Raw genomic sequence first — 26280 nt, forward strand, 5'->3', positions numbered from 1 at the left:
CGATGCTTCCAATGCCCTCCGCCCAGCAGCTCCGTTATTTGGTCTCGCTGGCCGAACTGCGTCATTTTGGCCGCGCGGCCAAGGCCTGCGCCGTAACCCAGTCCACGCTTTCCGCCGGTATCCTGGCCCTCGAGCGCCAGATGGATGTGCAACTGCTCGACCGTGAGGTGGGCAAGAAAGTCGTGTTCACCCCTCTGGGCGACAGGGTGGTGTGCCAGGCCCGCCACGCGCTCGAGGCCCTGCAGGGCGTGCTCGACATGGCCGTGGCCTCGCGTGAGCCGATGAGCGGGCTTTTGCGGCTGGGTGTCATTCCCACCATCGGGCCGTTTGTCATGCCCACCCTCGTGGCCCGCCTGCCGCGCCAGTATCCGCGGCTGAACCTCTCGCTGAGCGAGGACCTGACCCATAACGTGATGGAAAAGCTGGCGCGGGGGCGACTCGACCTTGTGCTGCTGGCCATGCCGTGCGACTGCGCCGATAGCGAAACGCTGCCGCTGTGGCGCGATCCCTTCATGCTGGTCATGCCGCGCGCCCACCCGTTTGCCCGCCTTGACGTGGTGCCGGTGGCCGACCTTGCGCATGAGCGCATGATCCTGCTCGAGGATGGGCACTGCCTGCGCGAGCAGACGCTGGCCATGTGCCGCCAGGCGGGAGGGTGGTCCTCCGGCCCGGCGGACGAGACGCAGTGCGCCGTCACCTCGCTGTTTACGCTGGTGGAAATGGTGGCGGCAGGCATGGGGCTGGCCCTGCTGCCGCAACTGGCGGTCGAGTCGCCGCTGATGGACTGGACCCGCCTGACCGTGCGCCCCGTAAGCGGCGCGCAGGCATGGCGCACCATTGGCCTGGCCTGGCGGCCGCGTTCGCCCCGCATGGCGGATTTCCACGCCATTGCCCCGCTTTTCGTGCCAGATTCCATCCCGCAGGCGAATTCCCTGCTGTAAAATGGCGCCAGAATCTGCTGCTGGAGTTGACTCATGGCGCAGGCAAGGGTATTCGGGTGCCTCTTTTGCGGCACATCGCCGCTAGTCGAGGGTCGGATCATGAAAATCAGAAACAGCCTGAAATCGGCCAAGGTTCGGGACAAGGACTGCCGTGTGGTCCGTCGCCGTGGCAAGGTCTACGTCATCAACAAGAAGAACCCGCGCATGAAGGCCCGTCAGGGCTGATTGCCAGGCGGCCTTGACCGTCCGGTTCATCTTTGAACAGCCGCAAAGCCGCGCAGGCAGGTTTTCACTAACCTGTATGCGTGGCTTTTCGTGCGTACTCATGCTTGCGGCCAGCCTGTTGCCCCTGCAGGCCCATGCGGCGGATGCGCCGGCCCATGGGCTCGACCGGCATGCAGGCCCGCCTGCCAGGATGCAGGGCAGCACCCCCGCCGAGCCATCGCTGGACAGCCTCGAGACGGAACTGGCCCATGCGGCCACCGCACGCGGCGCGCGCGACCTGCTCGGGCGCATCGAGCAGGTGCGCCTGAAGGATCTGGCGCCCACCACCACGCTGCTGGTGCGCCGCGCGCAGGATGACCTTGATGCCCAGCGTCCGCTCGATGCCGAACAGGACATGGACGATGCCCTGCTGCTCCAGCCCGATGTTGAGGTGCTGTGGCGCAACCGCGCGCAGGCCCGCCTTGCCGCTGCCAACCCTGATGGCGCGGTGGCCGACCTTGGCGTGGCGTTGCACCATGACGGGCGCGATGTCATGGCGTGGAAGATTCTGCAGGAGGCGGAAGCCCAGCGCGGCGACTGGCAGGCCGCGTGGAAAGCGTGGCAGCATGTGGTGGAACTTGAACCCACCATTCCCGACGCCGCCCACCAGACCGAGCAGTTGCGCCTGAAGGCCTTTGGCCAGCCTACCTGAAAAATCTCATTAAAAATAAAAGTTTTTGGGGAAGCTTTTTTCAAAAAGCTTCGAAGGACGCCGCCTTTTTGAAAAAAGGCGGCGTCCAAAAACGTTTGATCCTGATCCTTGCCTATCAGCGGTCCGTCAGGCGGAACTCGATGCGGCGGTTACGCGCATAGGCCTCTGCCGTGGTGCCGTTATCAAGCGGCTGGTAGTCCGAAAAGCCGGTCGCGGCCAGATGGTGCGGGTTGATGCCCTCGGCAATCAGCAGCTTGACCACCGTAATGGCGCGCTCGGATGACAGCTCCCAGTTGCTGGGGAAGGCGGTGTGAATGGGCAGCCGGTCGGCATGGCCATCCACGCGCAGGATCCACGGCACATCGGGTGGAATCTGGGCGGCGACCTGCCGCAGCGTTTTGGCCAGGATCTTGATCTGCTCCACGCCCTCGGATGACAGGTCGGCACTGCCTACGGGGAACAGCACCTCGCTCTGGAACACGAAGCGGTCGCCTACGATCTGCACGCCCTTGTGGTCCTGCATCACGCTGCGCAGGCGGCCAAAGAATTCGGAGCGGTACTGCTGCAACTGCTCCACCTTGCGCGCCAGCGCCACGTTGAGCTGCATGCCAAGGTTGTCGATCTTGTGGTCGCGCTCCTGCACCGTCTGTTCGCTGACTTCGAGTGCGGCGCTGACGGCGCTGAGCTGCGCGTTGAGCTGGGCAAGCTGCGTATCAAGCGCGCTGGCGTGGCTCTGGGCGGTATCGCGCTCGCTGGTCTGCTGGTTGAGCTGGGCGGTGAGCGAGGTGGCGGTGGACACGTCCGCCTCATGCTCCTTGTGCAGGGTGGCGATCTCGGTCTGGAGCGCCGTGGTGTGGCTGTGCTCGAGCGAGAGCATCTGGGCCAGGCGGGCCACCTCGTGCTCGAGCTGGTCAAGGGCCTGCTGGCGCTTGTTCAGGGTTACGGACAGGAAAGCCTGCCCCAGAACGAACACCAGCAGCACGAAGATGATGACCATGAGCAATGTTGACAGCGCATCAACATAGCCCGGCCAGGCATTCAGTTCGGAACGGATCGAGCGACGGGAACGGCGCGCCATGAAATAAACCTTGCCTTGATCTGCGGTCAGGAAGCGGAGTGGCCCGTTCCGGGCGTGCTCGCGGCAATGGTGCGCGCAAGCAGGCGCAGGTCGTTGCGGATGTCGGCTGCCATCTGCTCACGGCCTGCCGCCGATTCCTGCACAAGGCGGGCCAGCAGGGATTCGATGCCCTGCAGGTGGTCCTCGCCCCGGTTGTCGGCCAGTTGGGCCAGGCGGTCGTTCAGCGCGGTCAGCAGGCGCTGCTCCTGCGCGCGCGTCTCCTCGCTACGGGCCATGAGGGCCTGCAGCTTTTCCATGTTCTCGGCGGTGTGCTCGAGCAGCGCCTGCACATAGGCGGGCACGCTCGCATCATTGCCGCCAACCTGCAGCCCGCCTGCCGAGAGGCGGGTAATGGTGGCCAGCCATTCCTCAAGCTCGTTGAAGAAGCGGGTCTGGGCCTGACCTGCCGTCAGGTCAAGAAAGCCCAGCACAAGGGCGCCGGCGAGGCCGAACATCGAGCCGGAGAACGCCGTGCCCATGCCATGCAGCGGGCCTGCCAGCCCGGTCTTGAGCTGGTCGAACATGGCGTTGGTGTCGCCATTGCCCACCGACATGTTGCCAATCACATCGGCAATGGAGCCCACGGTCAGCAGCAGGCCATAGAACGTGCCGAGCAGGCCGAGGAAGATGAGCAGCCCGGTGAGGTAGCGCGACAGCTCGCGCCCCTCGTCAAGGCGTGCGGAGAGGCTGTCGAGCAGCGACTGCATGACCGGGGCGGACAGCGTGAGCCTGCGGCCCTTGTCGTGGGTGGCCAGCATCGAGGCCATGGGGGCGAGCAGGCGCGGCGGCGGCGGCGTGGTCAGCCCCTCACGCGGGTGGCGCAGGATGTTGACCCAGCGCACCTCGGGGATGAGGCGCAGGATCATGATGATGTTCCACGCCACACCGAGCACGAGGATGCCGATGATCAGGCCATCAAGATAGGGATTGTTGCAGAAGGCCTGATAGAGGGTGGGGGAAAGCAGGGCTGTGACAACCCCGACAGCCAGAAGAAACACAAGAACCCGTAAAAGGTAGGTCGTCGGTCGTGTCACGCAGTGGTTTCCTTAATGCGCCGGTGGCTCGGTTTGGGTGGTTGAGGCCACCACACCGGAACGGGTCACGTCAACACAATCCGCACCCGCGCCCTGGGCATCCGCGTCGGGCAGGCCGATGGCGCGCACATAGATGCGTGTCGGGGCCACGCCCGCGTGGATCAGCACCGAACGCACGGCAAGCCCGCGGCTCAAGGCAACCCGCCGTGGCGTTGAGGGATCATCGGGGCGGCCTTCGCCATAGGCTACGATGTTGATGTGCTGGTCAGGCAGCTTCTGCATGAGTGTGGCAAATGTTTGCAGGGCCGTCATCATGCGCGGATTCATGTCGGCTGACTGGGTGGCGAAGTGCAGGCGCGTGCCACCCGTCACCTTTTCCGCCCGGCCGCGTGCCTGCGGGTCGGGCTTGACCTCGGGCGGAGGCGTGAAGGGGTGCAGCGGCACATGCGTCTCGGGCGGGTGCAGCACCGGGTTGTCGGGTGGTCTGGCGGCTACTGGCGGCAGGGCGGCAATGGCGGCGGCGGGGGCCACGGCGTTGGTGCTGCTGCTGGGCATGGGGGCTGTGGCCGCGGCGTGGGTGCCGGCCGGGGCTTTTGCCGTGGCGGGTGCTGCCACGGGGGGGGCTGCCTGCGGCGCCGGGGCCGTAGCGGCATGACGGGTGGCGGCTGACGGGCTGCTGGCACCGTTGCGGGGGCGGGAAGTGGGCGTGGGGGGCACCTGGGCTGCAGGTGGCGCGCTGGCCGCACTTTCCGGCGTATCAGGCGTGGTGGCGCCCGACAGGCTCATGCTGCCGCCATCAGGCAGCATGGCGGCGCGTTTTTGGGGCGCGCCAAGTGCGTCAAGCGCGCTCTTGCTGGTGGTGACCTGTGCCTGTGCGCTGCCCAGAAGGGCGCAGGTGGCAACGCCGAGCACGGCCAGCACGCGTGCCGACCGGCGGGGAAGGGAGGGGAATGAGTGCTGCATTATGCCCGGCAGGCTACCGGGCTGCAGGCGGGGGCGCAATCGGCAAACGGGCCACAGGGGCCCTGCCGTGCATCAACCGATGCTGCTGGCCACGAGTTCGCGCAGCGGGCCGTGCATGTGGGGGTTGCCCACCACAGCGTCGATGGAGGCGCCAAGATCGTTCAGATCCTCGCCCGCGGGGTCGGTTGCGTAGCCACCGGCCTCGCGCACGAGCAGGATGCCGGCTGCGCAGTCCCACGGCTTGATGCCCAGTTCCCAGTAGCCGTCATACCGGCCTGCCGCGACCCAGGCGAGGTCGAGGGCGGCGGCACCGAATCGGCGGATGCCAGCAACCTGCGGCATCAGCGCGCCAAGCGTGCGGGCAAATGACAGGCGGTTGCGCGCCGAGACCTTGGCAAACGGAATGCCGGTGGCGAACAGCGCCTCGTTCATCGACCGGCGGGCGGAAACGCGCAGGCGGCGGTCGTTGAGGAACGCGCCCACGCCTTTTTCGGCCCAGAACATCTCGTTGACCACGGGGTTGTACACCAGCCCTGCCACGATCTCGATCGTGCCATCGGGCAGCCGGCGCTGCAGGCCGATGGAAATGGCCCAGTGCGGCACGCCGTGCAGGAAGTTGGTGGTGCCGTCCAGCGGGTCGATCACCCAGCGCCATGTCCAGCCCTCGCTGCCCGAGGCACCGCTTTCCTCCATCAGGAAGGCGTAGCCGGGCCGGGCGCGGGCCAGTTCCTCGTGGATGGTGGTTTCGGCCCGCAGGTCGGCCTGCGAGACGAAATCGCCAGGGCCCTTGATGCTGACCTGAAGCTGCTCGACTTCGCTGAAGTCACGCAGAAGGCGACGTGCGGCCTTCTGGGCAGCGTTCTGCATCACCGTCATATGGGGAGAGAGTCGCATTGCCACGGTGATCGGTCCTGTCTGGTTCGGCGGTGGAACGGGTGTAAGGGGTGAAGAAAAGGCGGGCCGCGGCCTGCGGGCAGGCAGGCCACAGCCCCTGTGGGCTCAGGATTTGGCGCGCTCGACGTAGCTGCTGTCCTCGGTGCGGACCACGATGCGCTCGCCAGCTTCAATGAAGGGGGGCACCATGGTCTTCACGCCATTGGACAGGCGGGCGGGCTTGTAGGACGAGCTTGCCGTCTGGCCCTTGACCACCGGGTCGGCCTCGACCACCTCAAGCGTCACCTGGGCTGGCAGCACGACGCCAACCGGGTCGCCTTCCACAAGGTTGAGCACCAGGGTCATGTTGTCCTGCAGGAAGGGAGCCTGATCGCCGAGCAGGTCAAGCGGCAGGAGAAGCTGCTCGAAGGTCTCGGGGTCCATGAGCACGATGTTGTCGCCGTCCATGTAGGAGTAGGTGTATTCCTTCTCCTCGGTCATCAGGCGTTCAACGGTGTCGGCGGTGCGCCAGCGCTCGTTGGTCTTGTTGCCGGTCTTGAGGTCGCGCATTTCCACCTGGATGAATGCGCCGCCCTTGCCCGGCGTGATGATCTGCTGCTTCAGGACCGTCCAGCGACGGCCGTCGTGCTCGATGACCTGCCCGGCACGGATCAGGTTTGCCTGCTGCTTCATGGTGGTCCCTGTATGGTTGTGGGAAGTATGGCGGTTCGGCTTCTAGCGCCCCGCGCGCGGAAGGGCAAGGTTTGGCGCCCTTCTTTTCAGCCCTGTTCGCGCGCAAGGCGGTGCAGCGTGCCATCAGGCGCCAGCGCCGCGAGCATGCCATCGGGGCCGATGCGCAGGTAATCCGGCCCGATGGGCACCTTGCCATGCCCGCCGGGAATGTCGAGCACATAGGTCGGCCACGCAATGCCCGTCACCCGCCCGCGCAGGCTGGCCAGCAGGCGCTGTCCCTCGCGTATGGGCACGTGAAAGCGCGCGGTGCCCGGCGCCGGGTCAAGCTGGTGCAGGTAATAGGGGCGAATGCGGGCGGCCACCTGCGCGCGCAAGAGCGCCTCGAGCGCCTCGGTCGTGTCATTGACTCCGCGCAGTAGCACGGACTGCCCCAGCACCGGTATGGCGCGCGCCTGCACGCGGCGGATGGCGGCGCGGGCCGCGGGCGTGAGTTCGCGCGCGTGGTTGACATGCACGACCAGCCACATCGAGCGCGTGGTCTCCAGCGCATCCGCCATTTCCTCATCCAGCCGGTCGGGGTCGGCCACCGGCACGCGGGAATGGATGCGGATGGTGTGGATATGTTCCATGCCCTCAAGTGCCTGCATGATCATGCGCATGCGGCGCGGCGAGAGCATGAGCGGGTCGCCGCCGGTCATCACGACTTCATGAATGTCGGGGTGGGTGCGCAGCCAGTCGAGCGCGGTTTCGAGTGCCGCCTCATCAAGCACGCCGCCGCCGGGGCCGACATGCTCGCGGCGGAAGCAGAAGCGGCAGTAAAGCGGGCAGACCAGCAGCGGCTTGAGCAGCGCGCGGTCGGCATAGCGGTGCACGATGCCCGGCACGGGGGAGAGCGCATCATCGCCAATCGGGTCCGGGTCTTCGGTCGGGTCGGCGTGGCATTCCGCCGCATCGGGAATGACCTGGCGGCCGATCGGGTCATCTGGCGTTTCGATCAGGTCGGCAAAGGCAGGGGGAATGGCGGTGGCGTAGTGTTGCGCCACGTTTTCCAGCGCCGGAGCCTGCGCGGGCGTAACCAGCCCTGCCGCAAGCAGGTCGGCCACGCTGCGCAACGTGCGCGGGGTCTGGGGGGGATTGACCGGGAGTGCCATGCGGGGGCTGTACTGCGCGCTTTCCCTTGCTGCAACCCAGGAGCGTGCCCCATGCCCGAGTCCCTGCCCCCACGCCCCGACTGCGCCCGCATTGCCGACCGGCTGCCGCGGCTGCTGCGCCGCAACCTCGTGCTGCGCGGCGTGCGGGCCTTTTTTGATGCGCGCGGTTACACGGAAGTCGAGACCCCCTATGCCGTGCCGACTCCGGGCGAGGAAGTGCACCTCAAGGTGTTTGCCACCGAGCGTGCGGGCGCTGATGGCAGTCGTGAGCGGCTATGGCTGCACACCAGTCCTGAGTTTGCCATGAAGCGCATCGTCGCCGCCACCGGCCTGCCCGTGTACCAACTGGCGCGGGTGTGGCGCAATGCCGAGGGCAGCAGGCTGCACGCCCATGAATTCACCATGCTGGAATGGTACCGCCCGGGTGCGACGCTGGCAGGGCTGATGGATGAAACCGAAGCCCTGCTGCGCGCGGTCCTGCCGCCGGTGGTGCGGGCGGGCGGCGGGGATGAGATCAGCATTGCCGCGCCCTTCGAGCGGCTGAGCGTGGCCGAAGCCTTTGCCCGATATGCAGGCGTGGACATTCTGGCGCATGAGGGCGACGCCCCGGCGCTGGCTGAGGCCGCAGGGTGCGACCTGCGCCGCGATGAGACGTGGGAGGATCTGTTCTTCCGCCTGATGATGGCACGCATCGAGCCCCATATCGGCCGCACGCGCCCCACCTTTCTCACCCACTGGCCCGCAAGCCAGGCGGCGCTGGCCCGGCGTGACCCGGCGGACCCGCGCGTGGCGCTGCGTTTCGAGCTTTATGCAGGCGGCATTGAACTGGCCAATGCGTTCGAGGAACTGACCGACCCTGCCGAGCAGCGCGCGCGCTTCGAGGCTGACCGGGCGCGGCGGCTGGCGCTTTACCCCGGCGAATCCGGGCTGGACTGGCCGATGGACGAGGCTTTCCTGTCCGCCCTTGGCAACCTGCCGCCGTGTGCGGGCATTGCGCTGGGCTTTGACCGGCTGGTGATGCTGGCGGCGGGCACGAACCGGATTGCGGATGTGCAGTGGCTGGGAACCAGATCGTAAAATACTAGAAAGTAATAAAAGTTTTTGGGTGCCGCCTTTTTTCAAAAAGGCGGCGTTCTTCGAAGCTTTTGAAAAAAGCTTCACCAAAATTTTTATACTTTTTGGTCTATCAGGATTTGCAACCCGCGGCCTCGCTGGTAAAAAGACCACCGGCCTCATGTCGGCAGGTATTCATCCCGTTCGGGGTGCCTGAACCCGGTCATGGAGCATTTCTTGCCATGTTGACGGATTACGACCTGCCCCCTGCGCTTGAGGCGGACCTCGTTGCGCTTGGTCAATGCCTGCTGGCAGGGATTGCGCCGCCCCCCGCCCTTGTCGCGGCGTGTGTTGCAAGGCTTGATGGCCTGCCAGCGGCGCAGGTTGTTACGGCCAGTGTGCGGGCCGGACAGGCGTTGTGCTGTTTTTGTTACCCCGTAACAGACCCCCGAAAGGATCGCCGCCGCATATGCGGCGTGCTGGCCACCATGCCCATGCTGGCGCAGGTTCTCATAGTGCACCGCGATGGCCATGTGCGCGAGGCTGCCCTCAACGCGCTGGCCACCGTGCCGCGCTCCCCTTTCATGCTGGCGGCCCTTGCCATGCGCCTCAATGACTGGGCAGCCCCCGTGCGCGAGGCTGCTACGCGGTGCGCAGGCAGGCTGTTCTTGCAGGTTGCGCCTGATGTCGCGGTCACCATGGGCCTGGCCCTGCGGGGAAGCTGGCAGGACTGGACCCGCTGGGCACCCGCGCAGGCTGCTTGCATGGACCTGTTATGTGCCCGCCCCGCCGTGCGGGTGGAACTGGTCGCGCGGTTCGCCACCGTGTGCGATGCCCCGTTGGGCGTGACCCTGCGTTATTTCCTGCGCACGCCGCTGCTTGATGCCGCCCTGCCCATGCTGGCGGCCATGGCGCGGCAGGCCAGCGTGCGGGCGACCGCGCTGCAGGTGCTGTTATGGGGGCAGGCGCGATGGAAAACGGGCACCCGGCAGGAATGGGTGGACAAGTCGCTGGGCCTTGCGCGCCCCGCGCCAGAACTGGCGCGGCGTAATGTCACGCTGTCCGTTGACCGTAAGGTCCTGATCGCCACGGCCCTGCATGACCGTGCCGCCATGGTCAGGCGCACGGCGTTGCGGGCATTGGCGCAGTGCAGGCGGGATTTTCCCGATCTGGCCACGATGCTGCCTGCGCTTGAGGCGGATCCCAGCCCGACCGTGCGCAGATGGGCGGGGTACCTGCAGCAGCAGGCACGGCCATAAATTAAAAGTTTTTGGGTGCCGCCTTTTTTCAAAAAGGCGGCGTTCCCCCTAAGCTTTTATCCTTCTGCGGCCACGATTGCCGCGTTCATGGCCTTTACGCCTGCACCCGGTCCATCAGGGTGCGACCACACAGCGCTGATGACCGACAGGAAATCCGCCCCCGCGCGCACCAGCGTGCCGCAGTTATCTGGCGTGATGCCGCCAATGGCCACTACCGGCAGTTCGATCATGCTGCTCCACCACGTGAGCAGCGCAGGGTCGGCCCGCACTTCGGTCTCTTTCGAGGGCGAGGGGAAAAACGCGCCAAACGCCACGTAATTCGCCCCGGCCTCGCCCGCGCGCAGGGCCATGTCACGGCTGTCATAGCACGATACGCCGAGTTGCAGGTCGTCACCCAATATGCGCCGGGCGGTGGCCACGTCGGTATCGTCCATGCCCACATGCGCGCCGTCGCAGCCGCAGCTTACGGCAAGGTCGGGGCGATCATTCATGATGAAGGCCACGTCACGCGCATGGGTCACGGGCTGGAGCACATCCACCGCGCGGCGGATCGTGTCGTCATCAACGTTTTTAAGGCGCAGTTGCACCGCCGCAACCGGGCCTGCGTCCAGCGCCTGGGCCAGAAGGGGGGCGAAGGTCGCCGGATCAAGCGATTCGGGCGTGATGAGATAGAGCTGGCAATCGGTCATGTCGGGCCGATCCTATGCCACCGGGGCGGCTGCGAACAGCCCCCGCATGGCCAGCTTCGCCATGCGGGGCACCGGTAGCACGATCAGACCTTCTGGAGGAAGATGTCGGTAATGTCACCAAGCAGCTTCAGGGCTTCGGCCCGTGGGCGCTGGAAGGTGTTGCGCCCGATGATCGAACCGAACCCGCCACCCTGATGGATGCCGCGAATGGTGTCGAGCAGGTGCTCGGTGGTGGTGTGCTCGCCACCCGAGAAGATCACGATGCGGCGGCCCGCAAAGGCCGACTGCACCACATGGTGGATTCGCGCGGGCAGGGTGGCGATATCGACCTTCTCATCGATATAGACCTTCTTGGCCGCGGGCAGGCACAGATCCTCGGTCGGGGGCTTGACCTTGATGATGTGGGCACCCAGTTCGGCGGCGATATGGGCGGCATAGGCGCAGATATCGATGGCCGTCTCGCCCGCCTTGTCGAGCATCGGGCCGCGCGGGTAGCTCCACACCACCACGGCAAGCCCTGCATTCTTGGCCTCGCGCGCCATCTCGCGCAGTTGCTCCATCTGGTGGAACTGGTAGTCGCTGGCGGGGTAGATGGTAAACCCGATGGCCGAGCAGCCCAGCCGCAGCGCATCGGCGACCGTACCGGTCACGGCCTGGTTCTTCTGCGTGGTCAGGCTGTCGGAACTGTTGCATTTGAGAATGGTGGGGATCTGGCCGGCAAACGTGCCGGCCCCGGCCTCGAGCATGCCCAGCGGGGCTGCGAATGCGTTCAGCCCCGCCTCGATGGCCAGCGAGTAGTGATAATGCGGGTCATAGGCGGGCGGGTTGGGGGCAAACGAGCGGCCCGGCCCGTGCTCGAAGCCCTGGTCAACCGGCAGGATCACCAGCTTGCCGGTACCCGCGAGCTTGCCGGTGTTCATGAGCCGGTAGAGATTGGCCTTGGTGCCCGGCGTGTCACTTTCGTAGTGGTCAAGGATTGCCTTGACCCGCGGTGTCAGTGTCATGTCTTGTTCCCCTTGCAAATGGCTGTCCGTAGCATCCTGCGCCTGCCCGGACGGTTCTGTCATGGGATGTGGGGGGCACGCAGGTATCTTTCCAGCGCATCCCTCGCACCCCTTGCGGGCAGGTCCAGCGCGTGCGGGCGCGTGCGCAGCACGTGGCCACCCGTCATGCATGCCAGTGATACGAGCGCATCGTGCTGTGCTGCCGTGGCGCTGACAATGACACCGCTCAATCCTGCGCGCAGGGCGGCTGCGGCGTGGCCCGCCGCCTGCCCGCAGTCCAGCCAGGCGGGCAGCGGGCAGTCCGCCACCAGCGCCGCCCACCACGGCACGCCCATGAAACACCCCGCCCCGGGCGGGGAAACTACGGCGCAGTCCGTGCGTAACGATGCCGCCGTGGTGGTGACCAGCGCCAGCTCGCCTGCGCCTGAAACCGTGATAAGCGGCATATAATGGTCATGTTTGTCGATCATGCTTGACGTTGAAACCGCACCGCGCGATCAGTTCAAGGGGAGGAACGAGGGAAAGGATGAACGTGTCTGATATTATCATGCCACCGGAACAGGATGCCGCACGCTCCCCTTCGGAGGCTGGAGAGAATCCGGCTGACCGCCTCGAACTCGCCCTCAACCGCATCGCCTTCGCCCTTGATCGCCGCACCGACCAGGCCCCTGTCCAGCCACCCGCGGCGCCCGATATCGACCTGCAGGCGCTCGCCGCCAATATTGACGTGCTCATTGCCCGCGTGCGCGACGTGCTTGATGATGGTGGGGAAACCACCAGCGGGGAGGAATAGGCCATGAGCCAGGTTACCGTGCGCATCAATGGTTTTTCCTACGCCGTGGGGTGCAAGGAGGGACAGGAAAAACACCTCCAGGCCATGGCGCAGGAAGTCGAGCGCCGGATCGAGCGCATCCGTGAACTCGGCGGCCATAGCGGCGAGGGGCGGCTGCTTGCGCTTGCCGCCCTGCTCATGGCTGACGAAATTCATGACCTGACGGCGGAAAAAATGTCATCGGACACCGCCCACCAGCTTGCGCAGGGCCGGCAGGCGCGCATTGAGAACGAACGCCGCAAGGAGCAGCTTGCCCACCTTGTCGAACGTGCGGAAAACATTGCGGACGCACTGGAAGAAGACTAGATAGAAGGGGCGGGGCTGCCGGGTGCGTCAGGCATGATTCAACCCCTGGGCCGATAAGCACTTCCTAGGGAGCTGGCACTGTCGTGATCGTGGTCACGTTACCTGGCGCCCACCTGCGTCAGCAGGTCCGGGAGGGCTGATCCGACCAACGGCCATGGCGGCTCCGTATCATTTTCCATGACTTCCATCGCAAACGAATCGTGGTCCACCGCGCATGCCAAACAGGCCCTGCGCGGCGTCATGGCCAGCAGGCGGGCCGCCTTTGCCGCAGACCCCGGGCGCGGGATGGCCGAGAAAAGCCTCCAGCACCGCATGGTCCGTGCCCTGCGCGGCATGGCGGCGGCAGGCGATTCCATCGCCCTTGTCTGGCCTTTGCCGGGCGAGAGCGCGCTCGAGCCCGTCATGCACGCGCTCCACGCCGATGGCCTGTGCATTGCCCTGCCCGAAACCACGCCGAAGGGCCATAAGCTGGTCTTCCGCCTGTGGCAGCCGGGCTGCGCCATGCGCGCGGGCCGCTATGGCACATCCCACCCCGATGGCCCCATCGTGCAGCCTGATGTGGTGTGCGTGCCCCTGCTGGCATTTGACAGGCGGGGCATGCGGCTGGGATATGGCGGGGGCTATTATGATCGCACGCTGGCCAGCCTGCCTGCGGCGCGGGCGGTGGGGTTTGGCTTTTCCTTTCAGGAAGTGGCGTGCATCCCGACCGGCCGGTATGACGTGGCGCTGCCCGCGATCGTGACCGAGCGTGAATGGATCCGGTGTCGTGGTGACGGGCGGACGCGGTAGATAAAGGCTGTTTTCTTGAGAATACTGTTTCTGGGCGATATTGTCGGGCGCGTGGGGCGCGAGGCCGTCATCTCCCGCCTGCCCGGCCTGCGGCGCGACCTTGCCCTCGACCTGGTGGTGGTCAATGGCGAGAACGCCAGCCACGGCTTCGGCCTTTCGCCCGCCATCGGCCGCGACCTGCTTGCGGCGGGGGCTGATGTCATCACGCTGGGCAACCATAGCTGGGACCGGCGCGACCTGATCGGCCATATCGACAGCGAACCCCGCATCATCCGCCCCGCCAATTACCCGCCCGGCACGCCGGGGCAGGGCAGCGTGGTGGTGGAACTGGTCGATGGCCGCAAGGCGCTGGTGGTCAGCATCATGGGCCGGCAGTTCATGGATGCGATGGATGACCCCTTCCGCAGCGTGAGCGATATTCTCTCGCGCCACCGGCTGGGCGTGACCATGCACGCCGCCGTGGTGGACGTGCATGCCGAGGCCACGAGCGAGAAATGGGCGATGGGTCATTTCCTTGATGGCCGCGTGTCGCTGGTCATTGGCACGCACACGCATACGCCCACGGCGGACCACCGCATCTTCCCCCACGGCACCGCCTTCCAGACCGATGCGGGCATGTGCGGCGACTATGACAGCGTGATCGGCATGGGCAAGGAGGCTGCCATTGCCCGATTCGTGCGCAAGATGCCCGGCGAGCGCCTGCAACCCGCCGAGGGCGAGGCCAGCATTGCAGGCATGATGGTGGAAACCGATGACGCCACCGGCCTCGCCCGCCGCATGGCGCCGGTGCGGCAGGGGGGGCATCTGGCCCCCACGCTGCCGGATTTCTGATCAGCAGATAAAAGACTGTTTGAAAACAACTGATTGATAAAAAATAACAAAAGTTTTTGGGTGCCGCCTTTTTTCAAAAAGGCGGCGTTCTTCGAAGCTTTTTGAAAAAAGCTTCACCAAAAACTCTTATGATTTAGCGGAAGGCTGGCTCGTCAAACCCGCGCAGCTTGCGCGAGTGCAACCGGTCCACGCCCTGCGCGCGCAACTGCTGCATGGTCTCGATTCCCACCACAAGATGCTGGCGCACGCGCTCGCGGTAGAAGGCATTGGCCATGCCGCGCAGCTTGAGTTCGCCATGCAGCGGCTTGTCCGAAACACATAGCAGCGTGCCGTATGGCACCCGGAAGCGGAAGCCATTGGCCGCGATCGTGGCCGATTCCATGTCCACCGCAATGGCGCGTGAGGTGTTGATGCGCGTGAACAGCGCACCCAGCCGCAGCTCCCAGTTGCGGTTGTCGGTGGTCATGACCGTGCCGGTGCGCAGGCGGGTCTTGACCTCGGCATCATGCAGGCCGGTCACGCGGGCGGTCACGTCCTGCAGGGCCATCTGCACCTCGGCAATGGGGGGCACGGGCACCCAGGGCGGCAGGTCGTCGTCCAGCACGTGGTCATCGCGCAGGTAGCCATGCGCCAGCACGTAGTCGCCCAGCTTCTGGCTGCGCCGCAGCCCCGCGCAGTGCCCCACCATCAGCCAGCAATGCGGGCGCAGCACGGCCAGGTGGTCGGTAATGGTCTTGGCGTTGGCGGGGCCTACGCCGATGTTGATGAGCGTGATGCCATCGCCATCGGGGCGGCACAGGTGGTAGGCGGGCATCTGCGGCAGGTTCTGGCCCGCATGGGTGGCCGCGTGCGGCGCATCACGGGTGTGGATGATCTCGCCCGGCTCGACAAACGCCGTGTATTCCGACCCCGCATCCACCTGCGCATGCCCGTATTCCCGAAACGCATCGACATAGCGCTGGTAGTTGGTCAGCAGGATGAAGCGCTGGAAATGCCTTGGCGCCGTGCCGGTGTAGTGGTGCAGCCGCGCCAGCGAGTAATCGGTGCGCTGGGCTGTGAACAATGCCAGCGGGCGCGGCACGTCGGGGCGGGGGATGTAGTCGCAATTGGCGATTGAATCGTCGGTCACGTGCAGATCGGGCAGCGCGAAATGGGCCTGGATCCACGCAAGATCCGACTCGGTCAGCGAGGTTACCGCCTCCTCCATCACGTAGGAGAGCGGGATGGGCTGGCGCGACAGGCCGACCATGACCGGCGTGCGGTAATGGCGCAGCAGGCTTTCGATCTGTTCGCGCCAGTAGGCGCCGAACAGGGCAGGGCGGGTCAGCGTGGTGCCATAGAAGCCGGGCTCGAGCACCACGTCAAAGGGCGGGCGCGGTCCATGGGCGGGCAGGGCCGCAGCGGGCATGAAGGCAAGGTAGGGATAGACCGCATCCGCCAGCCCCGATGTATCGCGCGTGGCGAAGGCGTGGCGGATCAGCCCGGCGGCGTGGTCATAAAGCTCGGTAATGCGGGCCACGGCGGCATCGGCATCATCGAAGGCGTGGAAGTCATGCCCGGCCTGCTGCAGGAGTCGTGCTGTGTCCATGGCGATGAAATCTCCTTCTGCCCGTGCGTTCAGCGGCGGATCAGGATGTAGTTGATGGTCAGGTCGATGGGGAAGGTATCGCCCTGCATGTCCGGCGGCACGGGGGGAAGCTGGGCGTTGCGGAACATGCCCGTCGTCGCCGCATCAAGGTAATACGAGCCGGACTGGCCGGTCAGGCGCACCTTTTTCACGTGGCCGTCGCGGTCGAGTTCCACATGCACCGAGGAGGGGCCTTCCTCGCCGGCCTGGGCGGCTTCCATCGGGTAGTACATATGGCTGCGGATCCAGCGTTCGAGTTCCTCGCCGTAATCGTCGCTCACGCCCTTGATCTGGGTACTGGTGGAGTAGGGCGCATTGATCTTGCCATTCTGCACCACCGGCCCGAGCGAGAGGTCGATCGGCCCGCCCGTGCCACCCGCGCGCCCCTGCCTGCTGCGCCGGGGCAGGGGTGAGGCGGAGAGCGACCAGTTCATCGGGTGCTGCAACGCCGCATAGGCGTTGGGCGAGGACTGGCTCTGCGACTGCTGGGCCGCGTGGCTGCCGTGGCCGGAGTTCTGCATGGCGGGGTTGAACTTGTCCTGCTGCTGCGACTGCGGCACCGACAGGTCGGAGGGTGCCTCGCTCAGCGGCGGGGCGGAGGGGGTGTCCTCGCTGGGGGCATTGGCGGAGGGCGACGAATCCTCGCTGTTGTGCTGCGGGCTGTTTGTATTCTGCTGCGCGCTGGGCGAGGGCTGCTTGTCCTGCTGCTGTTTGGGCGCGTTCTGGCCGCCCGCCATGTCGGGCGAGGACTGGCCCTGCAACCCGCTGGATGTGGGCGGCGAGAACACCATCTCCACCTGCGGTTCCGTGCGCGTGGCGTCGGGCGTGCCATGCTGGCTGTGATGGGCGGATTCGATCAGGATGGCAGCCAGCAGGGCGGCGTGCAGCAGCCCCGATATGGCAATGGCGCGCCCCGGGCCGGGCGTTTCCACCGTATCGGGACGGATCAGGCCCGATATCATGGGGCGCAGCTTGCGGTAGCCGGGTGGCGGCGGCACGGGGGTGCCGGGCAGCAGCCTTTCGCGCGCGGGCGGGTTGTACTGTTCCGTGCGGCCATTGCGTGGCAGGCGGCCCCCGGCGGGCAGCGGGTCGCGGGGGATCAGTACGGGCTCCACGGCCTCTGGCCGCCGGGAGGAGGGACTGAGTGTCACCGTCATGAAAGGCTGCGGGTCTCCGCCATGTGGGTCTGTTGCCGGGGCCTGCCTGCCTGCCCTGGCATGTTGCCAGCATAACTGACGCGGGTGGGTGGCCTGTCAAGGACCGGATGCGTAACGGAGGGCTACTTCAGTAGCTTTCGACAAAGTTTTCCAGTAATTCGGCGAATCTCTCCGGGTTTTCGACATGCAGCCAGTGCCCCGCCCGTTCGATCAGTTCAAGCCGGTAGCACGGAAAAAGCCTGCGCATGATGGCATAATGTTCGGGGCGGATATAGGGCGAATTCCCGCCCGCCAGGAACAGCGTGGGGCCGGGATAGGTGTAGCCTTCGGGGATGTAGGGCCAGCTTTCGACGTTGGACATCGATTCCACCATCTCGCGCAGGCCGATGCTCCAGCCGGGGTTCTCCCCCACGCGGATGTTCTGCAGCATCAGTGCGCGCACATCGGTGTTGGGGATGTAGTGCTGCAGCAGCCGTTCCGCCCCCGTCCGGTTGAGAAAGGGCGGGAACGGCATCCGCAGCATCTGCTCGCCCAGCGCGAACTGCCCGTGGCCGGTGCGCGCGGGCGGAATATCGGCCACCAGCAGGCTGTGCACCATGCCCGGCCGGGTCAGGGCCAAGGTCATGGCCACCTTGCCACCCATGGAGTGGCCGACCAGCGTTGCGGGCAGCGCGTTGTGGTGGGCCAGCGTTTCCAGCAGGTCGCCCGCCATGGTGTTGTAGTCCATCAGGCCATGCGGGCTTTCGCCGTGGTTGCGCAGGTCGATGGCCAGCGTGCGCCGGGTGCGCGCAAGCCTGCGCTGGAAGAAGCCAAGGTTGCGCGCCCGCCCGAACAGGCCGTGCAGCAGGACAATGGGGGGCCTGCCGGCCGTGTCGGGCCCGCTTTCCTCGGGGCCGCGCTCAATGACGTTCAGTAGCACCAGCTTGTGTTCCTATCGTCCGGTCGTCTGTCTGGGCGGGATGTTGCAGGTCCAGCATGATCTTGCCCATATGGGTTCCGTTTTCCATGAGTTTATGGGCCTCGGCAACCCGCGCCAAGGGGAAGGTGGCATGGATGAGTGGGCGGATGGCCCGCCGTGCCAGCAGCGGCCAGACACGGGCCTCGAGGTCGCGGGCAATTTCGGCCTTGTAGGCCGCATCACGCGGGCGCAGCGTGCTGCCGGTCACCACCAGCCTGCGGGTCATGATGCGTGCCAGGCTCACGCCATCGGCCTTCGCCCCGCCCTGGAGTGCTATGATGACCAGCCGCCCGGCTATGGCCAGGGATTTGAGGTTGCCCTCCATATAGGCTCCGCCAATCATGTCGAGGATGACATTGACCCCCTCGCCATCCGTCAGTTCCTTTATGCGCGTGGGAAAGTCCTCGGTGCGGTAGTTGATGGCCGCGCGCGCACCCAGCGTGGTGCACAGCGTGCATTTTTCGTCCGTGCCGGCGGTGGCGTAAACCGTGCCGCCCAGCGCGTGCACAAGCTGGATGGCCGTTGTGCCGATGCCGCTGGTGCCGCCATGCACCAGCACGCTCTCGCCGGGTTTCAGCCCCGCCGCCATGAACAGGTTGGACCACACGGTAAAGAATGTCTCGGGCAAGGCGGCTGCATGCAGCGCGTCAAATCCCGCGGGCCAGGGCAGGCACTGGCCCGCGGGCACGGTGCAGTACTGCGCGTAGCCCCCGCCATTGACCAGCGCACATACCCGCGCGCCGGGTGCTGGAAAGGCATCGGGCGGCACGCCTTCGCCCACCGCCACGACCTCGCCCGCCACTTCCAGCCCCAGCAGGGGGCTGGCGCCCGGCGGCGGTGGATACAGCCCCTGGCGCTGCATGATGTCGGGGCGGTTGATGCCTGCGGCCATCACCCGCACCAGCACCTCGCCCGCGCGGGGGCGGGGCACCGGCACGGTGGTGATGTGCAGGCAGTCGGGGCCGCCCGGTTCGCTCACGGTCACGGCCTGCATGGTGGCGGGGGGTGCCTGGGTCATGGTCTGTCCTTGCGTTGGTGGAGGCCTCCAAGGTTTAGGCGATATGAGGGCTGCGACCAGTGCGCGGGAAGTGCAATCGAGCAAACGTGCGCGCGGGCATGGGGCCGGACATGAAAAAAGCGCCGGAACCCTCAAGGTTCCGGCGCTTTTCATGTCGGTCCCGTTCCCCGTGGGGGAAGGCGGGATCAGACGGAGTAGTACATCTCGAATTCAGCCGGGTGCGGCGTGTGCTCGAACTTGTAGACTTCCTGCCACTTCACTTCACAGTAGCTCTCGATCTGGTCCTTGGTGAACACGTTGCCAGCGAGCAGGAACTCGTAATCGGCTTCCAGCGCGGTCAGGGCTTCACGCAGCGAGCCGGCCACGGTCGGGATCTGCTTGAGTTCCTCGGGCGGCAGGTCGTACAGATCCTTGTCCATGGCATCGCCGGGGTGGATCTTGTTCTTGATGCCGTCAAGGCCGGCCATCAGCATGGCGGCAAAGGCGAGGTAGGGGTTTGCGGTCGGATCGGGGAAGCGGACCTCGACGCGCTTTGCCTTCGGGCTGGTCGCATACGGGATGCGGCACGAGGCGGAACGGTTGCGGGCGGAGTAAGCCAGCAGCACAGGAGCCTCGAAGCCCGGGATCAGGCGCTTGTAGGAGTTGGTGGACGGGTTGGTGAAGGCATTGAGCGCCTTGGCGTGCTTGATGATGCCGCCGATGTAGTACAGCGCCTCATCGGACAGGTCGGCATAGCCGTTGCCGCCGAAGGTGGGCTTGCCGTTGCGCCAGATCGACTGGTGCACATGCATGCCCGAGCCGTTGTCGCCATAGATCGGCTTGGGCATGAAGGTTGCCGTCTTGCCGTAGGAATGGGCGACGTTGTGCACGCAGTATTTGTAGATCTGCATGAAGTCGGCGGAGCGGACCAGCGTGTCGAACTTGGTGCCCAGCTCGTGCTGCGACTGTGCCACTTCGTGGTGGTGCTTCTCGATGGGCAGGCCCATCTCGCCCATGGTGGTCAGCATTTCGGCGCGCAGGTCGCCTTCGCTGTCAACGGGAGCTACCGGGAAGTAGCCACCCTTCACGCCGGGGCGGTGGCCCATGTTGCCTTCGGGGTAGTCCTTGAGCGACGCGCCGGGGCCTTCGATGCTTTCAAGCTCATAGGTGCCGAAGTTCGGGCCGGTGCCAAAGCGCACGCTGTCAAAGATGAAGAATTCGGCTTCGGGGCCGAAGAAGGCGGTATCACCAAGGCCGGTTGACTTGAGGTACTGCTCGGCAAGCTTGGCGGTGGCGCGGGGGTCGCGGTTGTAGAACTGCCCGGTGGAGGGCTCCACGATATCGCAGATCAGGATCAGCTGCGGCTTGGCGGAGAACGGGTCCATCACCGCGGTGGTAGGATCAGGCAGCAGGATCATGTCGCTTTCGTTGATGGCTTTCCACCCTGCGATGGAGGAACCATCGAACATGAAGCCTTCGCGGAAGGTGTCATCCTCGATCGTGGTGACGTACTGGGTGGTGTGGTGCCACTTGCCGCGCGGATCGGTGAAACGCAGGTCAACCATCTCGACCGCGTTTTCCTTGATGATTTCAAAGACCTTCGCGATGGCTTCAGCAGAATGCGACGGTGTTGAAACCGAGGCTGAAGCCTGTGCTTTTTTTGCCATGTTAAATTACCTGTCCTGACTTTGGTGTGCCGTTCCATGCGGCGCGGCGGTTATGGTTACGGAAACGCAAGGCCGCTGTCGATAGGCCAGCGGCCATGAGACCCATGTTTGCAGGCCAACCCTCAGATGGCATCAGGCCCCCGCTCGCCCGTGCGGATGCGGATGACCTCGCTGACCGGGGTGATGAAGATCTTGCCATCGCCGATGCGACCGGTGCGGGCGGCGGCCATGATGGCCTCGACCGCGCGCTCGGTCATGTCATCGGTGCAGACGACCTCGAGCTTTACCTTGGGCAGGAAGTCGATGATGTATTCCGCGCCGCGATACAGTTCCGTATGGCCTTTCTGGCGGCCAAAGCCCTTGGCCTCGGTGACGGTGATGCCCATCAGGCCGATCTCATGGAGGGCATCCTTCACCTCGTCGAGCTTGAAGGGCTTGATGATGGCCTCGATCTTTTTCATGCCTGTTGGTCTGTCTTCCGTCTCATGGCATCTGTAGTGCATGCCGCCCGTGTTGCCGTGGCAGGGTTGCACGGCTTTCATTTTCAGGCAATCGGGTGATATGGGCAAAAATACGCATTGCCCGCACCCATGCGCACACGGACAGGATAAGACGATGAAACCCGCCAACGCGATGCTTTCAGGGCTGCCAACCACCATATTTTCCGTCATGTCGGCCCTGGCCATGGAGCATGACGCCATCAATCTCGGCCAGGGCTTTCCTGATACCGAAGGCCCGGCTGACCTTGTCGAGGCCGCGGCCACCGCCCTGCGTGACGGACGCAACCAGTACCCCCCGCTTGCCGGCCTGCCCGAATTGCAGGGCGCGGTGGCGCGGTCGAATGCGCGTTTTTATGGCATTGCCGTCGAGCCCGCGCGTGAGGTGGTGGTGACCTGTGGTGCGACCGAGGCCATCACCGCCTCGCTCATGGCGCTGGTCAACCGGGGCGACGAGGTGGTGGTGTTCGAACCCCTTTACGACACCTACCTGCCGGTGTTGCGCCTGCTTGGCGCCGTGGTGCGCACCGTGCGCCTTGCCCCGCCGCGCTGGGACCTGCCGCGCGCGGAACTCGCGGCCGCCTTTACCCCGCGCACCAAGGCCATCTTGCTCAACACGCCCATGAACCCGACGGGCAAGGTGTTCACGCGTGATGAGCTGGAATTCATCGCGGGCCTCGTGGCGAAGCATGATGCCTATGCCGTGTGCGACGAGGTGTATGAGCACCTGACCTTCGCCCCCGCCCGCCACGTGCCGCTGATGGCGCTGCCGGGCATGCGCGGGCGCTGCATCCGCATTGGCAGTGCGGGCAAGAGCTTCTCCATGACCGGGTGGAAGGTGGGCTATGTCACCGCGCCCGCGCCGCTGGCCGCCCTCGTGGCCAAGGCGCACCAGTTGCTCACCTTTACCGTGGCGCCCAACCTGCAACGCGCCGTGGCGGTGGGGCTGGACAAGGACACGGCCTATTTCGAGCGGCTGGCCGAGAGCATGCGCTCGGCGCGCGACTGGCTGGCCGAAGGGCTGGGCCGGGCCGGATTCGACGTGCTGCCGTGCGATGGCAGCTACTTCCTGATTGCCGATATCGCGCCGCTGGGCTTTGCGGGGGGCGATGTGGCGTTCTGCCAGCAGATGACGCGCACGGTGGGGGTGGCCGCCATTCCCGTCTCGGCCTTCTATGATCAGGCGGGGGCGGATATTCCCGATCGCTACGTGCGTTTTGCGTTCTGCAAGAAAACGGGCGTCATTTCGCAGGCGGTGCAGCGGCTGCAAGGCGTGCGCGGACAGCTCTGCGCGGAAAATGCATGAAAATGCAAAAAGGGTAATTGACGGGTTTGCCCGCCTTCTCTAAATAACCGCTCCAGTTGTGGCGGACGTAGCTCAGTTGGTAGAGCGCCGGTTTGTGGTACCGGTGGTCGCGGGTTCGAGCCCCGTCGTTCGCCCCAACCCGTATTTCCCTTAAAATCAGAACATTCTGTCCTGTGCGGCTTTTCAGCAAAAAGCCGCTGGTTTGAACGTGCGCGCAAGCCCCAAGGCTAGTGGCAGCGGCTCAAGGCCGAGTTGCGCGCGCATGGGGGCAATGTCGAAAACCTTGTCTTCCATGAGCCGCCGGACCTCGGCGGGCGTAATGGCGGGCAGGCCCGGCAGGCTGAGCCGTGCGAGCGCCATCAGCATCGTGCCGGGCACCGGCAGCACCGGGCGGGGCCGTAGCCCGGCGGCCAGGGCCACCATGCGCGTGAAATCCCGGTAGCTGACCTGATCCCCCCCCGCGATAATCAGGCTCTGCGGCCCATGCCAGTCGCGCCCGATGGCGGCGAGCAGCGCACGGGTTACGTCACCCTGCCATATGGGCTGGAGCCGCGCGCGGTCGCCGACGGGTAGCGGCAGCACCGGCAGGCGGCGCATCAGGGCGGCCAGGCGCTGCACATTGTTCTCGCCCGTTGCGCCATAGATCATGGTGGGGTGCAGCAGCACGCCATCGCGGCCCGAACCGGCCAGCGCCTGCGCGCCGTGCAGCACGCCGCGCGCATGGGCATCGGGCCAGCGGGTAAAGATGCGGGTACTGCCCAATGCCACGAATCGCGCCTGCGCGGGTGCTGCCGCAAGCACGGCAGGCAGGTGGCGGGCATGGGCGGTCAGGACAATGGTGGTGGCGTCACGCAGGGCATGGCGCAGCCGGTCGGGATCATGCGCAAGGTCGGCCAGCCGCGCGGGCATGGGCAGGCGCGTTGCCTGCCAGCGCGCCCCGTCGCGCACGATGGGCACGAAATCCCTGCCCGCCGCCCGTAGCGCCCGGCACAGCGCCAGCCCCGAGCGGCCATTGGCCCCGATGACATGCACGGGGCCGGAGTGGTGCATCAGGGCGTGGAAATGGTCAGGCCCAGCGGGGCCGCGACAGACGGGTCGCCCGCCATCGACAGGGCAATGCCCAGCATCATCAGGTTGACCGGCTTCATCGGGCGCAGCGCGATCTGCAGCGGGTGATCCTGTGGCGATTGCAGGAACCGGCCCATGGCGCGCAGCGAGGCATCATCGGACGCGGCCAGCGAGGCGAGCAGGTTCTGGCGGTAGATTTCGGGGTCGGTATTGCGGCTCTTTGCCAGGCCCGCCAGCACATGGCTGGCCAGGGAGTGGTCCTCCCACGTCATGGCGGCGGAGACGATGCGCGCAGTCTCGGGGATGATGGCCATGTCATCAAAGGGGATCTGGTCGAGTTCGGCCACCACGGTCAGGTTGCCCATGTCGGCCGACTCGATGGTCATCGGCTCAAGATGCACGCGCCCCGCGCTGCGGTCGCTGGTGCTGCTGATATGGATGTTGCCGTTGAAATGGTCATAGCCAAACGCATTGAGAATCGTCTGGTTATCATTGCCGGTGGACCACAGCGTGAGGTTGCCCAGCGTCGTGTCCATCTTGTCCTCGGTGGCGGTGGAGAAGCTGGAGGTGGCGACATGGTCGATCTGGAGCATGGGGTGGGTGCTGTCGATCTCCACCTTCCTGAGGTCCATCGTATGCGGATGGCTTTCATGGATCAGGTGGCCCGACTGGATCAGGCTTGCGACCTCGCTGGCAAAATCCGGCCCGTCGATCCTGATGTGATCGACCGAGATCCGGCGCGTGGGCGCGAGGTTGATCTGGGTGGCCAGCCGGTCGAGATCGAGATGCGAGGTGCGGCCCACCCCGTACTGCTCCACGGTCATGCGGGCCACGGTCACGTCGGTCTGGCTGGAGGGAATGGCGAGATGCATGTTGGTGAGCGTGCCGTCATCCAGCACGAGGGAATCGAAGCCGAGCGGGCGGCTGGCATCGGCACTCGCGCGGTCGGTATTGGGCAGCACCAGGTTGCGCAGGTCCACCTCGTCAAGCGAGATGGTGCTGGCCTGGGTCATGATCTTGACATCGCGCAGCACGATGCTGCCGATCTTCTCGCCCTGCACGTTATTGCCGGTCAGCCCGCCAAGCCGCACGTCAGCCGCGATCAGCGTCATGGCGGGGTTGTGGTAGGTGACGGCCGTAAAATGCGCGCCCCGCGCCAGCGTGCGCGGCCGGGCCGTGGCGTAGCTGAACGTGGCGTTCGGCCCGATGGAGGCGCGGAAGTCGGCTATGCCGGCTTCAAGCCTGTGCTGGGCAAAGTGATGCACCCCCCAGCTACCAACCAGCAGCACCAGTACAAGCAGGGGAATGGCGGGATAGAGTTTCTTCACGAGGCTGATATCCGTAATGACCGTGAACTGACTGCTATCGCATTGTGCCCCCCCCTCGGCAATCGCCCGTGGGAAGGTCGTGATGCGAAAGATGGCGGTATCATGATACCACACGCGATTTTTTAGCGGAAAAATGCCGCCCTCAAGGGATTATGTGCTTGACGTTTGCACATGATGCGGCTGATAACGCGCCACCTGTTACCGCTACATTACTGGACGGAACACTAGATCCATGAAGACCACACTTTCGCTGAAGCCCGCCGAGGTGACGCGTGGCTGGACCCTGATCGACGCCGAGGGGCTCGTTCTGGGCCGCTTGGCCGCCATCGTTGCCCAGCGCCTGCGCGGCAAGCACAAGCCGCAGTTCACCCCGCATGTTGATTGTGGCGACAATATCGTCATCATCAACGCCGAGAAGGTTCGCCTGACCGGCAACAAGGTTGACCAGAAGCTGTTCCATTATCACACCGGCTACCCCGGCGGGATCAAGGAGCGCACCATCACCCAGCGCCTGACCGGCAAGAACCCCGGCCATGTCGTGCGCAAGGCCATCGAGCGCATGATCACGCGCGGCCCGCTGCAGCGCGCGCAGATGAAGCACCTGTATGTCTATGCTGGTGCCGAGCACCCGCATGAGGGGCAGAAGCCGCAGGTTCTCGATGTTGCATCGCTCAACCGCAAGAACGCCGTCAACACCCAGAAGGTCGGGGGCTGAACCACATGTCCGAAACCCAAGAACGTACAGGCACGCTTGCTGACCTCAAGGAAGCCGTTGCTTCCGGCCAGGTGACCTCCGCGCAGGAAGCCGCTCCGGTTTACGAAGCCAAGCGCGACGCGCAGGGCCGTGCCTACGCCACCGGTCGCCGTAAGGATGCCGTGGCCCGCGTGTGGATCAAGCCGGGCAAGGGCGACATCATCGTCAATGGCCGTCCGGTCGGCACCTACTTCGCGCGCCCCGTGCTGCGCATGCTGATCACGCAGCCCTTCCTCGTGGCTGACCGCTACAACCAGTTCGACGTGTACTGCACGGTCGTTGGTGGTGGTCTGTCTGGCCAGGCCGGTGCGGTCCGTCACGGCATCAGCCGTGCGCTGACCCACTACGAACCCGCGCTGCGCAGCATCCTGAAGGCCGCTGGCTTCCTGACGCGCGATTCGCGTGTTGTTGAACGTAAGAAGTACGGTCGCGCCAAGGCCCGCCGCTCCTTCCAGTTCAGCAAGCGCTGA

General features: G+C 65.5%; 30 protein-coding genes, 1 tRNA gene and 1 other RNA gene. 15 read left to right on the forward strand and 17 right to left on the reverse strand.

The window, feature by feature from the left end; translation table 11 throughout:
* The first annotated feature begins 2 nt into the window (after positions 1-2).
* The 3 genes from GXY01S_RS04635 (at position 3) to GXY01S_RS04645 (ending at position 1857) form a co-directional block, all read left to right on the forward strand.
* Positions 3-941 carry a hydrogen peroxide-inducible genes activator gene (locus GXY01S_RS04635; RefSeq protein ID WP_061272362.1) on the forward strand — a complete coding sequence of 313 codons (939 nt, stop codon included), beginning with the start codon at positions 3-5 and terminating at the stop codon, positions 939-941.
* Between the two features lie 99 nt (positions 942-1040).
* Complete coding sequence (gene ykgO, locus GXY01S_RS04640; RefSeq protein WP_003617324.1) at positions 1041-1166, forward strand: type B 50S ribosomal protein L36; 126 nt, start codon at positions 1041-1043, stop codon at positions 1164-1166.
* 76 nt (positions 1167-1242) lie between these two features.
* On the forward strand, positions 1243-1857 hold the full coding sequence (locus GXY01S_RS04645) for a tetratricopeptide repeat protein (RefSeq protein ID WP_061272364.1): 615 nt from the start codon (positions 1243-1245) through the stop codon (positions 1855-1857).
* Positions 1858-1972: 115 nt separating this feature from the next.
* Here the strand turns inward: GXY01S_RS04645 and GXY01S_RS04650 are convergent, their stop codons facing one another.
* From GXY01S_RS04650 to GXY01S_RS04675, 6 genes are all read right to left on the reverse strand, one after another.
* Positions 1973-2935 (reverse strand): peptidoglycan -binding protein, encoded by a 963-nt coding sequence (locus GXY01S_RS04650; protein WP_061272366.1) that lies wholly within the window; start codon positions 2933-2935, stop codon positions 1973-1975.
* A gap of 26 nt (positions 2936-2961) precedes the next feature.
* Positions 2962-4008, reverse strand: coding sequence for a hypothetical protein (locus tag GXY01S_RS04655; protein WP_061272368.1), 1047 nt, complete (start codon positions 4006-4008; stop codon positions 2962-2964).
* Positions 4009-4020: 12 nt separating this feature from the next.
* On the reverse strand, positions 4021-4971 hold the full coding sequence (locus GXY01S_RS04660; RefSeq protein WP_061272370.1) for an OmpA family protein: 951 nt from the start codon (positions 4969-4971) through the stop codon (positions 4021-4023).
* A gap of 72 nt (positions 4972-5043) precedes the next feature.
* Positions 5044-5865, reverse strand: coding sequence for an inositol monophosphatase family protein (locus GXY01S_RS04665; protein ID WP_061272372.1), 822 nt, complete (start codon positions 5863-5865; stop codon positions 5044-5046).
* 105 nt (positions 5866-5970) lie between these two features.
* Positions 5971-6537, reverse strand: a complete 567-nt coding sequence (gene efp / locus GXY01S_RS04670) for an elongation factor P (protein WP_061272374.1) — start codon at positions 6535-6537, stop codon at positions 5971-5973.
* An 86-nt stretch (positions 6538-6623) separates the two neighbouring features.
* Positions 6624-7688 carry a lysine-2,3-aminomutase-like protein gene (locus GXY01S_RS04675; protein WP_061272375.1) on the reverse strand — a complete coding sequence of 355 codons (1065 nt, stop codon included), beginning with the start codon at positions 7686-7688 and terminating at the stop codon, positions 6624-6626.
* A 51-nt stretch (positions 7689-7739) separates the two neighbouring features.
* On the opposite strand from GXY01S_RS04675, the gene epmA reads away from it, so the two are divergent.
* The 3 genes from epmA to GXY01S_RS04685 are packed head-to-tail and all read left to right on the forward strand — an operon-like array spanning position 7740 to position 10000.
* Positions 7740-8765, forward strand: a complete 1026-nt coding sequence (gene epmA / locus GXY01S_RS04680) for an EF-P lysine aminoacylase EpmA (protein WP_061272377.1) — start codon at positions 7740-7742, stop codon at positions 8763-8765.
* Positions 8737-8958, forward strand: coding sequence for a hypothetical protein (locus tag GXY01S_RS17950; protein ID WP_146222774.1), 222 nt, complete (start codon positions 8737-8739; stop codon positions 8956-8958). The genes epmA and GXY01S_RS17950 overlap by 29 nt, the downstream gene beginning before the upstream one ends.
* A gap of 25 nt (positions 8959-8983) precedes the next feature.
* On the forward strand, positions 8984-10000 hold the full coding sequence (locus GXY01S_RS04685) for a hypothetical protein (protein WP_061272379.1): 1017 nt from the start codon (positions 8984-8986) through the stop codon (positions 9998-10000).
* Positions 10001-10056: 56 nt separating this feature from the next.
* Here the strand turns inward: GXY01S_RS04685 and thiE are convergent, their stop codons facing one another.
* From thiE to GXY01S_RS04700, 3 genes are all read right to left on the reverse strand, one after another.
* Positions 10057-10689, reverse strand: a complete 633-nt coding sequence (gene thiE, locus GXY01S_RS04690) for a thiamine phosphate synthase (protein WP_061272381.1) — start codon at positions 10687-10689, stop codon at positions 10057-10059.
* An 83-nt stretch (positions 10690-10772) separates the two neighbouring features.
* A complete protein-coding gene (locus GXY01S_RS04695) occupies positions 10773-11693 on the reverse strand; it encodes a class I fructose-bisphosphate aldolase (protein ID WP_061272383.1) in 921 nt (306 codons plus the stop codon).
* A gap of 59 nt (positions 11694-11752) precedes the next feature.
* Positions 11753-12139, reverse strand: a complete 387-nt coding sequence (locus GXY01S_RS04700) for a hypothetical protein (protein WP_242501209.1) — start codon at positions 12137-12139, stop codon at positions 11753-11755.
* Positions 12140-12219: 80 nt separating this feature from the next.
* Between GXY01S_RS04700 and GXY01S_RS04705 the strand changes: the two genes are divergently transcribed.
* The 5 genes from GXY01S_RS04705 to GXY01S_RS04725 all read left to right on the forward strand — a co-directional run bounded on the left by GXY01S_RS04705 (position 12220) and on the right by GXY01S_RS04725 (position 14451).
* Positions 12220-12486 carry a hypothetical protein gene (locus GXY01S_RS04705; RefSeq protein ID WP_061272387.1) on the forward strand — a complete coding sequence of 89 codons (267 nt, stop codon included), beginning with the start codon at positions 12220-12222 and terminating at the stop codon, positions 12484-12486.
* Positions 12487-12489: 3 nt separating this feature from the next.
* Positions 12490-12831, forward strand: a complete 342-nt coding sequence (locus GXY01S_RS04710; RefSeq protein WP_061272389.1) for a cell division protein ZapA — start codon at positions 12490-12492, stop codon at positions 12829-12831.
* A gap of 9 nt (positions 12832-12840) precedes the next feature.
* A non-coding RNA gene (gene ssrS, locus GXY01S_RS04715) (6S RNA) lies at positions 12841-12999 on the forward strand.
* Between the two features lie 9 nt (positions 13000-13008).
* Positions 13009-13620: a 5-formyltetrahydrofolate cyclo-ligase gene (locus GXY01S_RS04720; RefSeq protein ID WP_061272392.1), complete on the forward strand. Its 612-nt coding sequence runs from the start codon at positions 13009-13011 to the stop codon at positions 13618-13620.
* Positions 13621-13635: 15 nt separating this feature from the next.
* Positions 13636-14451 carry a TIGR00282 family metallophosphoesterase gene (locus GXY01S_RS04725; RefSeq protein ID WP_061272393.1) on the forward strand — a complete coding sequence of 272 codons (816 nt, stop codon included), beginning with the start codon at positions 13636-13638 and terminating at the stop codon, positions 14449-14451.
* Between the two features lie 133 nt (positions 14452-14584).
* Here the strand turns inward: GXY01S_RS04725 and GXY01S_RS04730 are convergent, their stop codons facing one another.
* From GXY01S_RS04730 to GXY01S_RS04755, 6 genes are all read right to left on the reverse strand, one after another.
* Positions 14585-16039 carry an AMP nucleosidase gene (locus GXY01S_RS04730; RefSeq protein WP_061272395.1) on the reverse strand — a complete coding sequence of 485 codons (1455 nt, stop codon included), beginning with the start codon at positions 16037-16039 and terminating at the stop codon, positions 14585-14587.
* 29 nt (positions 16040-16068) lie between these two features.
* Entirely contained in the window at positions 16069-17235 is a 1167-nt protein-coding gene (locus tag GXY01S_RS04735) for an energy transducer TonB (RefSeq protein WP_061272397.1), read from the reverse strand.
* Positions 17236-17362: 127 nt separating this feature from the next.
* Positions 17363-18154: an alpha/beta fold hydrolase gene (locus GXY01S_RS04740; protein WP_061272399.1), complete on the reverse strand. Its 792-nt coding sequence runs from the start codon at positions 18152-18154 to the stop codon at positions 17363-17365.
* Entirely contained in the window at positions 18135-19211 is a 1077-nt protein-coding gene (locus GXY01S_RS04745; RefSeq protein ID WP_174520909.1) for an NAD(P)H-quinone oxidoreductase, read from the reverse strand. The genes GXY01S_RS04740 and GXY01S_RS04745 overlap by 20 nt, the downstream gene beginning before the upstream one ends.
* A gap of 185 nt (positions 19212-19396) precedes the next feature.
* Positions 19397-20857 (reverse strand): type I glutamate--ammonia ligase, encoded by a 1461-nt coding sequence (gene glnA / locus GXY01S_RS04750; protein WP_061272402.1) that lies wholly within the window; start codon positions 20855-20857, stop codon positions 19397-19399.
* A gap of 122 nt (positions 20858-20979) precedes the next feature.
* The gene (locus GXY01S_RS04755; RefSeq protein ID WP_061272404.1) at positions 20980-21318 is read right to left on the reverse strand and encodes a P-II family nitrogen regulator; all 339 of its coding nucleotides are present in this window, start codon (positions 21316-21318) and stop codon (positions 20980-20982) included.
* Between the two features lie 154 nt (positions 21319-21472).
* Here GXY01S_RS04755 and GXY01S_RS04760 point away from each other — a divergent pair, with 154 nt between their 5' ends.
* The gene (locus GXY01S_RS04760) at positions 21473-22660 is read left to right on the forward strand and encodes an aminotransferase (RefSeq protein ID WP_061272406.1); all 1188 of its coding nucleotides are present in this window, start codon (positions 21473-21475) and stop codon (positions 22658-22660) included.
* Between the two features lie 61 nt (positions 22661-22721).
* Positions 22722-22797: transfer RNA gene (locus tag GXY01S_RS04765), tRNA-His, on the forward strand.
* A 46-nt stretch (positions 22798-22843) separates the two neighbouring features.
* Here the strand turns inward: GXY01S_RS04765 and GXY01S_RS04770 are convergent.
* Both GXY01S_RS04770 and GXY01S_RS04775 read right to left on the reverse strand, forming a co-directional pair.
* A complete protein-coding gene (locus GXY01S_RS04770) occupies positions 22844-23710 on the reverse strand; it encodes an NAD(P)H-binding protein (protein ID WP_061272409.1) in 867 nt (288 codons plus the stop codon).
* A complete protein-coding gene (locus GXY01S_RS04775) occupies positions 23710-25056 on the reverse strand; it encodes a hypothetical protein (RefSeq protein WP_061272483.1) in 1347 nt (448 codons plus the stop codon). The genes GXY01S_RS04770 and GXY01S_RS04775 overlap by 1 nt, the downstream gene beginning before the upstream one ends.
* 232 nt (positions 25057-25288) lie before the next feature.
* Here GXY01S_RS04775 and rplM point away from each other — a divergent pair, with 232 nt between their 5' ends.
* Entirely contained in the window at positions 25289-25771 is a 483-nt protein-coding gene (gene rplM, locus GXY01S_RS04780) for a 50S ribosomal protein L13 (RefSeq protein ID WP_061272411.1), read from the forward strand.
* Between the two features lie 5 nt (positions 25772-25776).
* Entirely contained in the window at positions 25777-26280 is a 504-nt protein-coding gene (rpsI, locus tag GXY01S_RS04785) for a 30S ribosomal protein S9 (protein WP_061272413.1), read from the forward strand.

This window comes from Komagataeibacter xylinus NBRC 15237, assembly GCF_001571345.1.
Classification (GTDB): Bacteria; Pseudomonadota; Alphaproteobacteria; order Acetobacterales; family Acetobacteraceae; genus Komagataeibacter; species Komagataeibacter xylinus.

Coding starts and splice junctions, on each gene's coding strand:
- GXY01S_RS04710 (WP_061272389.1), top strand. CDS start 12,490: ATGAGCCAGGTTACCGTGCGCATCAATGGTTTTTCCTACGCCGTGGGG.
- efp (WP_061272374.1), bottom strand. CDS start 6,537: ATGAAGCAGCAGGCAAACCTGATCCGTGCCGGGCAGGTCATCGAGCAC.
- glnA (WP_061272402.1), bottom strand. CDS start 20,857: ATGGCAAAAAAAGCACAGGCTTCAGCCTCGGTTTCAACACCGTCGCAT.
- GXY01S_RS04660 (WP_061272370.1), bottom strand. CDS start 4,971: ATGCAGCACTCATTCCCCTCCCTTCCCCGCCGGTCGGCACGCGTGCTG.
- ykgO (WP_003617324.1), top strand. CDS start 1,041: ATGAAAATCAGAAACAGCCTGAAATCGGCCAAGGTTCGGGACAAGGAC.
- GXY01S_RS04770 (WP_061272409.1), bottom strand. CDS start 23,710: ATGCACCACTCCGGCCCCGTGCATGTCATCGGGGCCAATGGCCGCTCG.
- GXY01S_RS04730 (WP_061272395.1), bottom strand. CDS start 16,039: ATGGACACAGCACGACTCCTGCAGCAGGCCGGGCATGACTTCCACGCC.
- GXY01S_RS04745 (WP_174520909.1), bottom strand. CDS start 19,211: ATGACCCAGGCACCCCCCGCCACCATGCAGGCCGTGACCGTGAGCGAA.
- GXY01S_RS04675 (WP_061272375.1), bottom strand. CDS start 7,688: ATGGCACTCCCGGTCAATCCCCCCCAGACCCCGCGCACGTTGCGCAGC.
- GXY01S_RS04635 (WP_061272362.1), top strand. CDS start 3: ATGCTTCCAATGCCCTCCGCCCAGCAGCTCCGTTATTTGGTCTCGCTG.
- GXY01S_RS04695 (WP_061272383.1), bottom strand. CDS start 11,693: ATGACACTGACACCGCGGGTCAAGGCAATCCTTGACCACTACGAAAGT.
- GXY01S_RS04685 (WP_061272379.1), top strand. CDS start 8,984: ATGTTGACGGATTACGACCTGCCCCCTGCGCTTGAGGCGGACCTCGTT.
- thiE (WP_061272381.1), bottom strand. CDS start 10,689: ATGACCGATTGCCAGCTCTATCTCATCACGCCCGAATCGCTTGATCCG.
- epmA (WP_061272377.1), top strand. CDS start 7,740: ATGCCCGAGTCCCTGCCCCCACGCCCCGACTGCGCCCGCATTGCCGAC.
- GXY01S_RS04735 (WP_061272397.1), bottom strand. CDS start 17,235: ATGACGGTGACACTCAGTCCCTCCTCCCGGCGGCCAGAGGCCGTGGAG.
- GXY01S_RS17950 (WP_146222774.1), top strand. CDS start 8,737: ATGTGCAGTGGCTGGGAACCAGATCGTAAAATACTAGAAAGTAATAAA.
- GXY01S_RS04760 (WP_061272406.1), top strand. CDS start 21,473: ATGAAACCCGCCAACGCGATGCTTTCAGGGCTGCCAACCACCATATTT.
- GXY01S_RS04665 (WP_061272372.1), bottom strand. CDS start 5,865: ATGCGACTCTCTCCCCATATGACGGTGATGCAGAACGCTGCCCAGAAG.
- GXY01S_RS04650 (WP_061272366.1), bottom strand. CDS start 2,935: ATGGCGCGCCGTTCCCGTCGCTCGATCCGTTCCGAACTGAATGCCTGG.
- GXY01S_RS04705 (WP_061272387.1), top strand. CDS start 12,220: ATGAACGTGTCTGATATTATCATGCCACCGGAACAGGATGCCGCACGC.
- GXY01S_RS04755 (WP_061272404.1), bottom strand. CDS start 21,318: ATGAAAAAGATCGAGGCCATCATCAAGCCCTTCAAGCTCGACGAGGTG.
- GXY01S_RS04720 (WP_061272392.1), top strand. CDS start 13,009: ATGACTTCCATCGCAAACGAATCGTGGTCCACCGCGCATGCCAAACAG.
- rpsI (WP_061272413.1), top strand. CDS start 25,777: ATGTCCGAAACCCAAGAACGTACAGGCACGCTTGCTGACCTCAAGGAA.
- rplM (WP_061272411.1), top strand. CDS start 25,289: ATGAAGACCACACTTTCGCTGAAGCCCGCCGAGGTGACGCGTGGCTGG.
- GXY01S_RS04700 (WP_242501209.1), bottom strand. CDS start 12,139: ATGCCGCTTATCACGGTTTCAGGCGCAGGCGAGCTGGCGCTGGTCACC.
- GXY01S_RS04645 (WP_061272364.1), top strand. CDS start 1,243: ATGCGTGGCTTTTCGTGCGTACTCATGCTTGCGGCCAGCCTGTTGCCC.